Below are 13,979 nucleotides of genomic sequence, written 5' to 3'. Positions count from 1 at the left end.
GGCGCGGTGGCCGCTGGCCGGCGCGGCGTGATCGCCGACCCGGCCAGCGGCAGGGCGGTGCAGGGCGGAAGCGGTGTGGTGGTCGACCGCGCCAGCGGCCAGGCCGAACGGGTGGCCGGCGCGCGCGTCGCCGGGGGCGGCGCGGTGGCGCGGTGGCGCGGGTCGGCAACGATGTGTATGCCGGGCGCGACGGCCAGGTGTACCGCAATACCGGTGCCGGTTGGGAGCGGCACGGCGCCCAGGGCTGGAGCGCTGCCGGCGACAGGCAGGGCGCCGCGACGATGCGCCAGCGGCTCGATGGCGATCGCGGTGCGCGCCACCTCGGCGACATGCGTACCCGTAACTTCGACCGCTCCGCGATGAACCTGCAGCGCAATTTCGGCGGCCATCGTGGCGGCTTCCGGCGGCGCTAGTCTATTTCCACATGAGTGCGGAGACCCCCATGAACAAGCCAGTCAATCCCGAACTGACGCGCGCCCAGCCGGTCGCAGTCACGGTCGATAACTTCACGCGCGCCGAGACCGATATGTACTTCGCATCGACGATCAAGCTGGCCGGCGGCATCGGCAGGTTCGACCATCGGCGCGAGCTGATGCCGATCGAGGCCCAGTCGGTGGTGCGGGCCAACCGCGACACCCTGTACTCGGCCGCCGTGATCGACCTCGACGCCGGGCCGGCGACGGTCACCCTGCCGGATGCCGGCGGGCGCTTCATGTCGCTGATGGCGCTGGACGAGGATCAGTATGCCTTCGGCGTCTGGTATGGCGCCTGCACCGTGACCTTCAGCCGCGAGCAGGTCGGCACGCGCTACATGATGGTCGCGGTGCGCACCCTGGTCGATCCCACCGCGCCGGGCGACTTCGAGCGTGCGCACGCGCTGCAGGACCGGATCGCGATCGAACAGGGCCGCGCAGGACACTTCGAGGTCCCGGAGTGGGACGCGGCCACCCAGGGGCGCGTGCGCGACGCCCTGGCCGCGCTGGGCGCCAGCCTGCCGGATTGGCGCCGCACCTTCGGCACCCGCGAACAGGTCGACCCGGTGCGCCACCTGGTGGGCACAGCGGTCGGCTGGGGCGGCAACCCCGAACGGCACGCGATCTACCTCGGCGCGACGCCGGCGCGCAACGACGGCCGCACCGTGCACCGGCTGCGCCTGGGCGAGGTGCCGGTAGACGGCTTCTGGTCGATCAGCGTCTACAACGCGCGCGGCTATTTCGAGCCGAATGCGCGCGACGCCTACACGGTAAACGGCTACACGGCGCGGCGCGACATGGACGGCACGGTGCTGGTGCAGTTCGGCGGCTGCGGCAACGGCGATGACCATGCCAGCGCCGTCAACTGCCTGCCGGTGATGCCGGGCTGGAACTACACGGTGCGCCTGTACCGGCCGCGCGCCGAGCTGGTGTCCGGAGAGTGGACCTTCCCGGCGGCCGAACCGGTGGACTGAGGGAGAGAGGACATGGACACCGTCAGCGCACCGCGCGGCGCCAATCCCTTCGACGACCCGGCGGTCGAGCTGTCGGCGCGCCGCACCGGCATGTCGTTCCAGCGCACCCGCATGAGCGCGGACCGCACGCTGATGTCGGTGATCCGCACCTCGCTGTCGCTGATCAGCTTTGGCTTCACCATTTTTCAACTCTTCCTCAAGCTGGCGCAGGCCAAGGTGCTGGAGGAAGGCAGCGGCGCGGCGCGCGGCTTCGGGGTGTCGCTGGTGCTGCTCGGGATCGCGATGCTGGTGGGCGGCATCGGTTTTCACCTGGCGTTCATGCGCGGCCTGCGCAAGGAGCGGCGCGAGATGGCGGCCGAGGGCCTGATTCACGCCCAAAGCGCCTTTCCTGTGTCGCTGACCCTGATCGTGGCGCTGGCGATGCTGCTGATCGGCCTGTTCGCGATCGGGGACATGGTGGCCGGCTTCGGCCCGGTCGCCTGATCCACATGCATTTCTGAGAGGGAGGCTAGAATGGCAAACACATCCACCCAAGGCGCCAGGCCGAACATCCTGGTGATCTGGGGCGACGACATCGGCATCAGTAACCTGAGCTGTTATTCGGACGGCCTGATGGGCTATCGCACGCCGAACATCGACCGCATCGCCAACGAGGGCATGCGCTTTACCGACTGCTATGGCGAGCAGTCGTGCACCGCCGGGCGCTCGTCCTTCATCACCGGCCAGAGCGTGTTTCGCACCGGCCTGTCGAAGGTCGGGATTCCGGGCGCGCCGACCGGGCTGCGGGCCGAGGACGCAACCATCGCCGAGCTGCTCAAGCCGCTCGGCTATGCGACCGGGCAGTTCGGCAAGAACCACCTGGGCGACCGCAACGAGTTCCTGCCCACGGTGCATGGCTTCGACGAGTTCTTCGGCAACCTGTACCACCTCAATGCCGAAGAAGACCCGGAATCTCCCAATTACCCGAAGGTCGAGGACTTCCCCGAATTCAAGGCCCGTTACGGCCCACGCGGGGTGCTGCGCTGCCAGGCCAGCGACCAGGACGACGGGACCGTTCAGCCGCGCTGGGGGCGGGTGGGACGCCAGCGCATCGAGGATACCGGGGCGCTGACCAAGAAGCGCATGGAGACCTGCGACGACGAATTCGTCGATGCCGCCAAGGACTTCATCACGCGCAAGCATGGCGAGGGCAAGCCCTTCTTTTGCTGGGTGAATACCACCCATATGCATGCGTTCACCCATCCCAAGCCGGAAAGCGTCGGCCAGGCCGGGCGCTGGCAGTCGACTTACCACGACACCATGATCGACCATGACCGCCACGTGGGACAGCTGCTCACCCTGCTCGACGAGCTGGGCATCGCCGGCGATACCTTCGTCATGTACAGCACCGACAACGGGCCACATATGAACACGTGGCCGGACGGCGCCATGACGCCGTTCCGGAGCGAGAAGAACACCAACTGGGAAGGCGCGTTCCGGGTGCCGATGGCGGTGCGCTGGCCGGGCCGCATCCCGGCCAGCGTCGTCTCGAACGAGATCGTGCAGCACCACGACTGGCTGCCGACCTTCCTGGCCATGGCTGGTGAGCCGGGCATCGTCGACAAGTGCAAGGCCGGCCACCAGGCGGGCGACAAGCGCTTCTGCATCCACCTGGACGGCTACAACCTGCTGCCTTACCTGAGCGGCGAAGAGCCGAACTCGCCGCGCAAGGGATTCATCTATTTCTCGGACGACGGCGACCTGGTGGCGCTGCGCTACGATAACTGGAAGCTGGTGTTCATGGAACAGCGCGTCCCCGGCACGCTGCAGGTCTGGGCCGAACCCTTCGTGCCCCTGCGTGTGCCGAAGCTGTACAACCTGCGCACCGATCCCTACGAGCGGGCCGACATCACGTCGAACAGTTATTGGGAGTGGATGATGCACAGCGGCTACCTGGCGCTGGCGGGTCAGGGCATCGTGACCCAGTTCCTGGAGACCTTCAAGGACTTCCCGCCACGCCAGAAAGCGGCCTCGTTCACCATCGACCAGGCGCTGGCAAAGATGAACGATGCCGCCGGCGGCGCCTATCACTGACGAGGAGCGCATATGCTGGAAACGGCAAGCACCGCGGCGGCCGGCATCGACCGCCGCGCCGCCTGGCTGGAAGCGGCGCCGGCGCCAGGCCCGGCGCCGCAGCCTGGCCTGGCCTGGATCCCGGGCGGGGAGTATACGATGGGGTCCGACCGCCACTATCCCGAGGAGAAGCCCGCCCATCCGGTGCGGGTGTCCGGCTTCTGGATGGCCGAGACGGCCGTCACCAATGCCGAGTTCGCGCGCTTCGTCGATGCGACCGGCTATGTGACGCTGGCCGAGCGCGACCCCGATCCGGCCCTGTATCCGGGCGCCATTCCCGGCATGCTGGTGCCGGGCGGGATGGTGTTCTTCAAGCCGCCGGGACGGGTCGACCTGCGTGACATCGGCAACTGGTGGGCCTATGTGGGCGGCGCCGACTGGAAGCATCCGCGCGGGCCCGACAGCTCGCTGGCCGGCCTGGACGACCATCCGGTGGTGCAGGTGGTGCACGAGGATGCGCTGGCCTATGCGCGCTGGGCCGGGCTGGAACTGCCGACCGAGGCCGAATGGGAATTCGCGGCGCGCGGCGGCCTGGATGGCGCCGATTACGTGTGGGGCGCCGACTTCATGCCGGACGGGGCGCCGATGGCCAATACCTGGCACGGCGAGTTCCCATGGCAGCGGCGGCCGCCATCGCTTTCCGGGGGCACGATGCCGGTGCGCGCCTTCGCGCCGAATGGCTATGGCCTTTACCAAATGGCGGGCAATGTCTGGGAATGGACGGGGGACTGGTACCGGGCGCGCCATCCGGCTGCAGCGCACAAGCCCTGCTGCGTGCCGCAGAATCCGCGCGGTGGCGCCCTGGACGGCAGCTATGCGACGAGCCAGCGTGGAGGCCTCCCCCGGATCGGGCGCAAGACCATCAAGGGCGGCTCGCACCTGTGCGCGCCGAACTATTGCCGGCGTTACCGGCCGGCGGCGCGCTACCCACATCCGCTCGACACCGCGACCTGCCATCTGGGCTTTCGCTGCATCCTGCGGGCGTAGCTACTCCACAGTGTAGCCGCGCCCGCGCATGCAGGCATTCCAGGCGCGGTTGTATTCGTCGAGCGCTCCCTGCTGCGCGCCGCTGTTGGCCGCATTGCGGCCGGCCTGGTTCTGGCGCGCGCGGTGGCCCCCGACGATGGTGCCGACGCCGGCGCCGACCGCTGCGCCTCCGCCGGCATCGCCGCCGATCGCACCGATGGCCGCACCGCCCAGCGCCCCGCGCAGGGCGCCGCGCACCCGCTCGCCGCCGCCCACGGCCGGTCCGGTTTCCTGGGGCGGTGGATTGGCCGCCAGCGTGGCAGGATCGACGCCGGTCTGCTTCCTGGCCCAGACCTGGCATTCGCCGTCATCGCTGTCCTGGCGCGCCTGGCCCTGGCCCTGGGACGGATAGGCGACCGGGCGCTGGGCCTGGGCGGCGCAGCAGCAGGCTGCGAGCAGGGCGGCGCAGGACAGCTGGCGGGCGATGGACATGGCGGCCTCCTATTCGCCGGTGCTAGCGCTGGCGCGCGTCGTCCCGCTGCCACGCATCTCGTCGAGCCGGGTGCGGAAGTTGCCCGCCCAGTAGTCGCTGATCGACTGCAGCTCGGTCCAGGTGATCTGTTCGCCTTGCGGCAGGGTCTTGTCGCCGCGCCGGGTGGCGGTGGCGGCGACGACCCGCCGGCCATCCGGCGCCAGCGCTTCCATCTCGGCGGTCATCTCGACCAGGCGCGGCGAGGTGCCGGCCGCCGCGCGCCCGGCGTTGTACAGCGCCTTGATCGGCAGGAAGTCGCTGGCGCCGGTTGGCGGCTTGACGGTCTGCAGATTGGTGATCGCGATGCGCACGCGCAGCACGTCGGGACCGGGTGCGGTCACGACCTGGTAGGTCGGCGCCAGCGCCCGCTGCAGCGACTGCTGGAAGTTGGCGCTCATGCGCGCGACCGCGTCGGGCGCGGGCGGCGGCTGGCCGGGCGCGGGCGTGGCCAGCACCTGGATCGGATCGAGCAGCAGCTTGGTGTAGCGCGTGTAGTCGACCGAGCGGTCGATGTACAGCTCGACGCCGTCGCGGTCGGGCGCCGGCTTGAGCTGGGAATAGTCGCCCAGGAAGCCCGAGCGCTGGGCCTGGGCCGTACCGACATCGCCAGGTTGCGTGGTCTGGCTCGATTGGCAGCCTGCCAGCGCCATGACCAAAAGCACTGTGCCGATGGAAGTTTTCATGTGAAGGATCCCTCAAAAGTCTGATGGCCATCGTCATCTTGGGTGAATCGACGGAACAAGCCTATTGTCCTTTGGTCCTACCGCAAAGCCGATTGACGGCCACGACAGTGCAAAGGACATTCGGAAAATGACGGCGAGCACCTGCCTGCGCCTGGCCTTGCTATTGGCGCTCACCCTGATCTCGGCCTGTCCCACGGCATGGGCGCAGCCGGGGCCGCGCATCGGCCTGGTGCTGGGCGGCGGCGGGGCGCGCGGCACCGCCCACGTCGGCGTGCTGGAGGTGCTCGACGCCTTGCGGGTGCCGGTCCATTGCGTGGCTGGCACCAGCATGGGCTCGCTCGTCGCGGGCGCCTGGCTCGGCGGGCTCACGCCGCCGCAGATGCTCGAACGCATGGGCAAGGTCGACTGGCATGACCTGTTCGACGACGACCCGGCCCGCAGCGAAACCAACTATCGCGAGCGGCGCCTGGCGCAAAGTTATTACCCCAGCCTGGAAGCCGGCGTCACCCCGGACGGCCTGCGCATGGCGCGCGGCCTGGTCGGCGGCCAGAAGATCAAGCTGTTCTTCAACTCCCTGGTCGGCGCCGACCGCGGCGAACGCATCATCGAGAGCCTGCCGCTGCCGCTGTCGATCGTGGCCACCGACATCGGTACCGGCGAGCGGGTGGTGTTCCGCAGCGGCGAGCTGGCGGCCGCGATGCGCGCCAGCATGAGCGTGCCGGCGGTGCTGGCCCCGGTGCCCTACCAGGGACGCTACCTGGTCGATGGCGGCCTGGTCGACAACCTGCCGGTGCGCGAGGTGCGCGAGCGCTGCCAGGCCGACGTCGTCATCGCGGTCGACGTCGGCTCGCCGCTGCTGCAGCCGCAACAGGTGGAGTCGCTGGCCAGCGTGTCCCTGCAAATGATCAATATCCTCACGGAGCAGAACGCCCAGGCTTCGCGCGCCTCGCTGGGACCGGGCGACATCTATATCCAGCCCGACCTGAAGGGCATCACGGCGGCCGATTTCGGGAAATTCCGCGAGGGCGCTGCGCGCGGCAAGAAGGCGGCCGAGGCCCTGGCGCCGCAACTGGCGCGCCTCGCGCTGCCGGCCGCCGACTACGCGGCGTGGACTGCCCGCCTGCGCGGCCCGCCGCCGCCGGCGCCGCTCATCGACGGCGTCATGATCGCCGGCCTGCGCCATGTGAACCCGGTGCTGGTCCATGAACACCTCGATATCGTCCCCGGCCAGCCGCTCGATACCGTGCGCCTGGAGGATGGCCTGGCCCGTGTGTATGGCGAAGGCGACTTCGAGAGCGTCGACTATGCGCTGCTGGGCACCCGCGCGCGCCGCATCCTGCAGGTCACGCCCACCGAGAAGAGCTGGGGACCCGATTACCTGCGCTTCGGCGTCGACCTCCAGGCCTCGAACAAGGAGAACGATTTCGCGCTGCGCATGGCCTACCACCGCAAATGGCTTAATCCGCTCGGTGGCGAATGGCTGTCCGGGGTCCAGATCGGCGAGCGCGCCACGCTGTACACCCAGTTCTACCAGCCGATCGAGGCGCGCCAGCGCTTCTTCGTCCAGCCGGCGCTGGCGGTGGCACGCGACCGGCTCAATGTGTACCAGGGCGACAGCCGCATCGCCGAATACCGCTTGCGCAACCGCGGCGCCAGCCTTGGACTCGGCATCAATGCCGGCACCGCCGGCCAGTTGCGCCTGGAGCGGACGGTGCGCAAATACGATGCCACGGTCGAGACCGGGCCAGCGACCTTGCCGACCGGCGAGACGACCCTGCGTGGCTGGCAGGTCGTGGCCGACTTCGACCAGCTCGACCGGGCCTTCTTTCCCAGCCGCGGCTGGTCGGCGCGCGCCGCCTGGTTTCGGCACGACCACGGCGACTACAGCCGCCTGGCGACCGAGCTACGCGCCGCGCGTGTCTGGGGTGATTACGTGCTCAACGGCCGGCTGCACTATACCGGCTCGACGGACGGGCGGCTGCCGCTGGCCGAGGCCGGGGCGCTGGGCGGCTTCCTGAACCTGTCTGGCTATGTGCGCAACCAGGTGCTGGCCGACGATGTGCGCTTTGCCATCCTGCGCGGGGAAAAGATCATCGGCCGCATGCCGCTGGGTCTGAGCGGCGACCTGCGCATCGGCATGTCGCTCGAGGCCGGCAGTGCGCGCAATCGCTACACCGAGACAGGGCTCGACGGCTGGCAAGCCGCGGCCTCCATCTACCTGGGCGGCATGACGCCGCTGGGCCCGCTGTACTTCGGCGCCGGGCTGGCGCAGGGCGGGCGTTCGTCGCTGTACCTGTTCATCGGGCTGCCCTAGCAAGCCGCCGCATTCCTTCTCCATCGCAGGTCTTGACTATCGGAGGTTGGCATGAACATTCGTCTCACGAGCAAGACGGCAGCGGCGCTGGCAGCGTGCGCAATGTTGACGGCCTGGGCGGGCCCGTGCGCCGCCCAGGGGCCGGCGGGCGCGCATTGGGAGTACGAGGCGTCGCCGTATCTGTGGGCCGCCGGTCTCGACGGCACGACCACGGTGGGCGACCTGTCGGTCGAGAGCGACCACAGCTTTTCCGACCTGGTGGACAAGATCGATTTCGGACTCACCGGCGCCTTCGAGGCGCGCAAGGGGCGCTGGGGCATCCTGTTCGACGCCATCTACATCAAGCTCTCGGATGACGTCGCCAGCCCCCGCGGCACGGTGGACGTGGAAGCGGTGCAGCAGATGTATACGCTGGGCGGCGCGTGGCGGGCGCTCGAGGGGCCGGCGCCGGTCGACCTGATCGGGGGATTGCGTTACAACTACCTGAAGCCGACGCTCGGACTGGGCGGCGTCGAGCGCAGCCAGAGCAAGGATGCGGTCGATCCCTATATCGGCGTGCGCGGACATTACCCGCTGGACCCGGGCTGGAACCTGATCGGCTACCTCGATGTCGGTACCTTCGATGGCAGCGACTACGCCTGGCAGTTGCTGGTAGGCGCCAGCTATGCCTGGCGGCCGGACCGCTCGATCAAGTTCGGCTACCGCCAGCTCAAGACCAAGTACAGTGGCGAGCGCATCGAACTCGACACGACGATGCAGGGCCTGTACATCGGCGTCGGCTTCCGCTTCTGATGAGCGATTTCTACAGGCGAAGTGCAGTCAAAATCGGGGCGCGCAGAAAGACAGACGCTGTGCGACCGCGTTACTCAAGATTGGTTTCGCAGGAGGCCGGCTTAGCGCACCCGATGTTTGTGACATATCAAATATGCCATCTGTCCTCCCGTGCGTGCCTGGTCGCGCATCTAGAATCGTCTGCACCGCGCTCGATGCGCAGATGATTGACAGCGGAAGATGCCTATGCATACGATCGAACCCCTGACCTATCTTGTCGATGGCAATGTCGGCGCGCTGAATTACATGGCGTGTCTGCTGCAGGCCGTGGGCCTGCGCGCCGCCGCCTTCGACCGCACCGACGGTTTCCTGCGGGCCCATGATCCCGCGATGCCCGGCTGCGCCGTGATCGATGTGCGCATGCCGGGCCTGGACGGCCTGGCGCTGCTGCGCGAACTGCAGCAGGGCGGCGCCGAGCGCGCCATCGTGTTCGTCGCCGGCGGCGGCGACGTCGAACTGGGCGTGCGGGCCATGAAGGCCGGGGCCGACGACTTCCTGCTCAAGCCGCTCGAGGCGGACAGTTTCGTGGCCGCCGTCCGGCATGCGCTGGCGCGCGACGCCCACGAGCGCGCGGTGCGGCGCGAGCTGCAGCGGATCCGCGCCCACCTCGATACGCTGACCCGGCGCGAGCAGCAGGTATTGCGCCATGTGGTCTCGGGCCGCCTGAACAAGCAGATCGCCTTCGACCTGGGCATCGCCGAGAAAACGATCAAGGTTCACCGCGCCCGGGTGATGGAAAAGATGGGCGCGACCTCGCTGGCCCAGCTGGTGCGCGAGACCCTGGAGCTCGAGGCGGGCGCGGTGTTCGCCGGCGACGGCGTCGACAAGGACGATAGCTGAGGGCGCCCGCGTTCGGTCCCGGGGCCCATGCCCCCCATCGCCCTTTGGTCCAATAGGCACTTGCCACCGGCCAGAGCACGATGGCAATCCGCAGGCGCGCGCCGTACGTGCGCCCGGCACGATGGGGGAGAGCGTCATGTTGAACAAACTATTGGCCGAATTCATCGGCACATTCTGGCTGGTGCTGGGCGGCTGCGGCAGCGCCGTGCTGGCCGCGACCTTTCCCGAGGTCGGCATCGGCCTGACCGGGGTTTCGCTGGCCTTCGGCCTGACCGTGCTGACGGCGGCCTATGCGCTCGGCCCGATCTCGGGCGGCCATTTCAATCCCGCCGTGTCGGTGGGCCTGTGGGCCGGCGGTCGCTTCCCGGCGCGCCACCTGGCGCCCTACGTCGTGGCGCAGGTGGCCGGCGCCGTGCTGGCCGCGGCCCTGATCTATGTGATCGCCAGCGGCAAGGCCGGCTTCGACGTCCAGGCCGGTTTCGCGGCGAATGGCTATGGAGCTCACTCGCCGGGCGGCTACTCGCTCGAGGCGGCCTTCGTGTGCGAGCTGGTGATGAGCTTCATGTTCGTGCTGGTGGTGCTGGGCGCGACCCACACGCGGGCCCCGGTCGGCTTCGCCGGCATCGCCATCGGCCTGGCGCTGGCCCTGGTGCACCTGATCAGCATCCCGGTGACGAATACCTCGGTCAACCCGGCGCGCAGCACCGGCCCGGCGCTGTTCGTCGGCGGCTGGGCGATGGCCCAGCTATGGCTGTTCTGGCTCGCGCCCTTGCTCGGCGGTGCGCTGGCCGGGGTCTTGTACCGCAAGGTGCTGCAGCGCGAACCGGTCGAGCCGTCGGTTACGGGTCAGCTGGAGCCGGGCTTCGGTCTCGGTGCGCGCACCTGAAGCGCTTTAACTTCTTAGCTTAGGGGAAATAGCGCAGAAAAAATTCCTGACATTGACGCAGATTAAGCACTAAAATCGAATCGCATCCTGTTATGACGATGCACCGTCAGCGCCCGCCCTTGTGCGGGCGCTTGTTCGTTGTGCCTCGCATGCAGCCGGCATATCCGCTGGACGGATAGGGCATGTGCGGATCCCGTTCGAAAGGAAGTGGCGTGCAATCCCAGATCAAGTCATCTGTCATGGAAGCGATCGGCAACACCCCGGTGGTCAGGCTCGGCCGTGTATTCGCGGACGCCAACGTGGTGGCCAAGCTGGAATTCATGAATCCCGGCGGCAGCATCAAGGACCGCATGGTGCGGGCCATGCTGCGCAAGCTGCCGCCGCAGGCCGGGCGCGTGGTCGAGGCATCGTCCGGCAATACCGGCGCGGCGCTGGCCATGGCCAGCGCCGTGCTCGGGCTGGACTGCGAGGTCGCCGTCCCCGTCGCCACCAGCCGTGAAAAGATCCGGCGCATCGAAGCCTATGGCGCCACGGTGCGCGTGTGCGACGGCGAACGCGGTCCCGACTACCAGGAGACGGCCCTGGACATCGCCCGCCAGGGCGGCGCCCACCACCTCGACCAATACCGCTCGGCCCTTAACAGCCAGGCGCACTACGGCGACACCGCCCCCGAACTGTGGGCGCAAATGGAAGGCCAGATCGACGTCTTCGTGTGCGGCGTCGGCTCGGGCGGGACGATCTCGGGCATCGGGCGCTACCTCAAGGAGCGAAATCCGGCGATCCGTGTGATCGGGGTCGAGCCGCTGGATTCGGCGTATCGGAAACTGGTGACCGACCTGCCGGCGAACGGCGAATTCTCCAGCGCGATCGAGGGCGTCGGCAAGGGCTGTGCCTCGCCCGTGTTCGAGCCGGCGGTAGTCGACGACGTGGTCCAGGTGCCGGATGAAGAAGCGCTGGCCTGGATCCACCGGCTGGCGCGCGAAGAGGGTATTCTGGCCGGCGGTTCGAGCGCCTGCGTGGCGGCGGGCATCGCCCGCCTGCTGCCGACACTGGGCAATGCGCGCGTCGTGACGATCTTCCCGGACTCCGGAGCGTTCTACCTTTCGAAGTATTTCTAGCGCCCGTCGCGGCCGTCGCGGCCCGCCTCCTGGTCGCCTTCGGCCTGTTCCGGCGCGCGCGCCGTCGGCAAGTGCCAGCCGTAGCGGATGGCCGCCAGGCGCAGGCCGAAGCACAGGGCGGCGCCGGCCAGCGCGGTCGGGGTGCTGGGCAGCCCCAGGGCGTCGCCCGCCACCACCACGGTGGCCCCGGCGAGGGCGGCGACGGCATAGATGTCCGACCTGAACACGGCCGGCACGTTCGACAGCAGCACGTCGCGCGCGACGCCGCCGCCGATGCCGGTCAACATGCCGAGCAGCGCCGCCATCACCGGTTCCAGGCCGAACACCAGCGCCTTCTGGGCGCCGGCGACGCAGAACAGGGCCAGGCCGGCGCCGTCGAACACCAGCACCGGGTGGCGCAGGCGGTGCAGGGCGGGCGACCAGAAGAAGATCGCCACCCCGGCCAGCAGCGACACGCCCAGATAGCGCCAGTCGGTGAAGGCCGCCGGCGGCGTGGCGCCGATCAGGAGGTCGCGCACGATGCCGCCCGAGGTGGCGGCGACGAAGGACAGCACCAGCACGCCGAACAGGTCGAGCTGGCGCCGCAGGCCGGCGGTGGCGCCGCTCAGGGCGAACACGAAGGTGCCGACCAGGTCGAGCGTCAGCACCAGGGTTTTCATGGCGGCGCCCATGTCGAGCGCGGAAACGGGGAACACGGCTTACCTCTGGACGTGAAAGGTGCAATCCGCACCGAGGATGCGGATTCTATAGCACCGGGCCCGTCCGCGCCTTTCCTTGCCTGGCCGCCCCGTGCTCAGCGTCCCTCGCTGCCCTGCAGGATGGCGCGCGCCACGCCTTCGCCGTAGGCCGGATCGCACATCGTACAGTTGGCGATGTGGCGCGCCTTGACCTCGTCCGACGCGCCGGCGATCGCCCGCGCCGTGTTCTGGAACAGCGCCTCGCGCTGGGCCGGCGACATCTTCTGGAACAGCAGGGCCGGCTGCGAGTAATAATCGTCGTCGACCCGGTGGTTCCAGTGGTCGGCGGCGCCCTCGAGCGACAGCGGCGGCTCTTTGAAGTCGGGCTGTTCCTGCCATTCGCCGTGGCGATTCGGCTCGTACGAGGTGGTGCCGCCACGGTTGCCATCGACCCGCATCGCGCCGTCGCGGTGGTAGCTGTGCACCGGGCAGCGCGGCGCGTTCACCGGAATCTGGTGGTGGTTCACGCCCAGCCGGTAGCGCAGCGCGTCGCCGTAGGAGAACAGGCGGCCCTGCAGCATCTTGTCGGGCGAGAAGCCGATGCCCGGCACGATGTGGCCCGGGTTGAAGCCGGCCTGCTCGACCTCGGCGAAGTTGTTTTCCGGGTTGCGGTTCAGCTCCAGCACGCCGACCTCGATCAGCGGATAGTCGGCGTGCAGCCAGACCTTGGTCAGGTCGAACGGGTTGTACCGATAGGTGGCCGCCTCTTTCTCGGGCATGATCTGCACATACAGGGTCCAGCGCGGGAAGTCGCCGGCCTCGATGCTGTCGTACAGGTCGCGCAGATTGCTCTCCCGGTCGCGGCCGATCACCGTGGCGGCTTCGGCGTCGCTCAGGTTCTGGATGCCTTGGCGGGTCTTGAAGGTGAACTTGACCCAGAAACGTTCGTTGGCGGCGTTGATGAAGCTGAAGGTGTGACTGCCGAAGCCGTGCATGTGGCGAAAGCTCCTGGGGATGCCACGGTCGCTCATGATGATCGTGACCTGGTGCAGCGCCTCGGGCAGGCTGGACCAGAAATCCCAGTTGTTGTCGGCGCTGCGCAGGCCGGTGCGCGGGTCGCGCTTGACCGCATGGTTCAGGTCGGGAAACTTGAGCGGGTCGCGCATGAAGAAGATCGGCGTGTTGTTCCCGACCAGGTCCCAGTTGCCCTGCTCGGTATAGAACTTCATCGCGAAGCCACGGATGTCGCGCTCGGCGTCGGCGGCGCCGCGTTCGCCGGCCACCGTCGAGAAGCGCATGAACAGCTCGGTCTTCTTGCCGACTTCCGAGAACAGGCGCGCCTTGGTGTAGCGCGTGATGTCGTGGGTCACGGTGAAGGTGCCATACGCGCCGCCGCCCTTGGCATGCATGCGGCGTTCGGGAATCACTTCGCGATCGAAGTGGGCCAGTTTTTCCAGGAACCACACGTCCTGCAGCAGGGCCGGGCCGCGCGGGCCGGCCGTCATGGTGTTCTGGTTGTCGACCACGGGGGCGCCCGCGGCGGTGGTCAGTTCTTTCATGGCATCGTCCTCTG

General features: G+C 68.6%; 13 protein-coding genes and 1 pseudogene. 9 read left to right on the top strand and 5 right to left on the bottom strand.

Annotated features, from left to right (window positions below):
- Window positions 1-389: pseudogene (locus tag FVD38_RS25875) on the bottom strand (hypothetical protein); the annotation flags it as partial.
- A gap of 53 nt (window positions 390-442) precedes the next feature.
- On the opposite strand from FVD38_RS25875, the gene FVD38_RS25870 reads away from it, so the two are divergent.
- Genes FVD38_RS25870 through FVD38_RS25855 form a run of 4 tightly spaced genes read left to right on the top strand, consistent with a single transcriptional unit; the run spans window position 443 to window position 4,546 of the window.
- Entirely contained in the window at window positions 443-1,447 is a 1,005-nt protein-coding gene (locus FVD38_RS25870) for a DUF1254 domain-containing protein (RefSeq protein WP_147937422.1), read from the top strand.
- Between the two features lie 12 nt (window positions 1,448-1,459).
- The gene (locus FVD38_RS25865) at window positions 1,460-1,930 is read left to right on the top strand and encodes a YidH family protein (RefSeq protein WP_222706966.1); all 471 of its coding nucleotides are present in this window, start codon (window positions 1,460-1,462) and stop codon (window positions 1,928-1,930) included.
- A 30-nt stretch (window positions 1,931-1,960) separates the two neighbouring features.
- A complete protein-coding gene (locus FVD38_RS25860) occupies window positions 1,961-3,520 on the top strand; it encodes an arylsulfatase (protein WP_147937421.1) in 1,560 nt (519 codons plus the stop codon).
- 12 nt (window positions 3,521-3,532) lie between these two features.
- Window positions 3,533-4,546 carry a formylglycine-generating enzyme family protein gene (locus FVD38_RS25855; RefSeq protein WP_147937420.1) on the top strand — a complete coding sequence of 338 codons (1,014 nt, stop codon included), beginning with the start codon at window positions 3,533-3,535 and terminating at the stop codon, window positions 4,544-4,546.
- Here the strand turns inward: FVD38_RS25855 and FVD38_RS25850 are convergent, their stop codons facing one another.
- Together FVD38_RS25850 and FVD38_RS25845 are read right to left on the bottom strand one after the other, a co-directional pair.
- Complete coding sequence (locus FVD38_RS25850; RefSeq protein ID WP_147937419.1) at window positions 4,547-5,017, bottom strand: glycine zipper family protein; 471 nt, start codon at window positions 5,015-5,017, stop codon at window positions 4,547-4,549.
- 9 nt (window positions 5,018-5,026) lie between these two features.
- Window positions 5,027-5,740 carry a DUF3313 domain-containing protein gene (locus tag FVD38_RS25845; protein ID WP_147937418.1) on the bottom strand — a complete coding sequence of 238 codons (714 nt, stop codon included), beginning with the start codon at window positions 5,738-5,740 and terminating at the stop codon, window positions 5,027-5,029.
- A 127-nt stretch (window positions 5,741-5,867) separates the two neighbouring features.
- On the opposite strand from FVD38_RS25845, the gene FVD38_RS25840 reads away from it, so the two are divergent.
- The 5 genes from FVD38_RS25840 (at window position 5,868) to FVD38_RS25820 (ending at window position 11,729) form a co-directional block, all read left to right on the top strand.
- Window positions 5,868-8,054, top strand: a complete 2,187-nt coding sequence (locus FVD38_RS25840) for a patatin-like phospholipase family protein (RefSeq protein WP_229494011.1) — start codon at window positions 5,868-5,870, stop codon at window positions 8,052-8,054.
- A 51-nt stretch (window positions 8,055-8,105) separates the two neighbouring features.
- Entirely contained in the window at window positions 8,106-8,846 is a 741-nt protein-coding gene (locus FVD38_RS25835) for a porin family protein (RefSeq protein ID WP_147937417.1), read from the top strand.
- Between the two features lie 225 nt (window positions 8,847-9,071).
- Window positions 9,072-9,725 (top strand): response regulator transcription factor, encoded by a 654-nt coding sequence (locus FVD38_RS25830; RefSeq protein WP_187271715.1) that lies wholly within the window; start codon window positions 9,072-9,074, stop codon window positions 9,723-9,725.
- Window positions 9,726-9,861: 136 nt separating this feature from the next.
- Window positions 9,862-10,611 (top strand): aquaporin Z, encoded by a 750-nt coding sequence (gene aqpZ / locus FVD38_RS25825; protein ID WP_147937415.1) that lies wholly within the window; start codon window positions 9,862-9,864, stop codon window positions 10,609-10,611.
- A gap of 212 nt (window positions 10,612-10,823) precedes the next feature.
- Complete coding sequence (locus tag FVD38_RS25820; RefSeq protein ID WP_229494009.1) at window positions 10,824-11,729, top strand: PLP-dependent cysteine synthase family protein; 906 nt, start codon at window positions 10,824-10,826, stop codon at window positions 11,727-11,729.
- Here FVD38_RS25820 and FVD38_RS25815 read toward each other — a convergent pair.
- On the bottom strand, window positions 11,726-12,424 hold the full coding sequence (locus FVD38_RS25815; RefSeq protein WP_147937414.1) for a trimeric intracellular cation channel family protein: 699 nt from the start codon (window positions 12,422-12,424) through the stop codon (window positions 11,726-11,728). The genes FVD38_RS25820 and FVD38_RS25815 overlap by 4 nt on opposite strands.
- Before the next feature lie 98 nt (window positions 12,425-12,522).
- Window positions 12,523-13,965, bottom strand: a complete 1,443-nt coding sequence (locus FVD38_RS25810; protein ID WP_147937413.1) for a catalase — start codon at window positions 13,963-13,965, stop codon at window positions 12,523-12,525.
- Window positions 13,966-13,979: the final 14 nt, after the last annotated feature.

The sequence above is a fragment of the Massilia arenae genome, assembly GCF_008014745.1.
Taxonomy (GTDB): Bacteria; Pseudomonadota; Gammaproteobacteria; order Burkholderiales; family Burkholderiaceae_D; genus Telluria; species Telluria arenae.
This window is presented reverse-complemented; position numbering and strand designations above follow the sequence as displayed.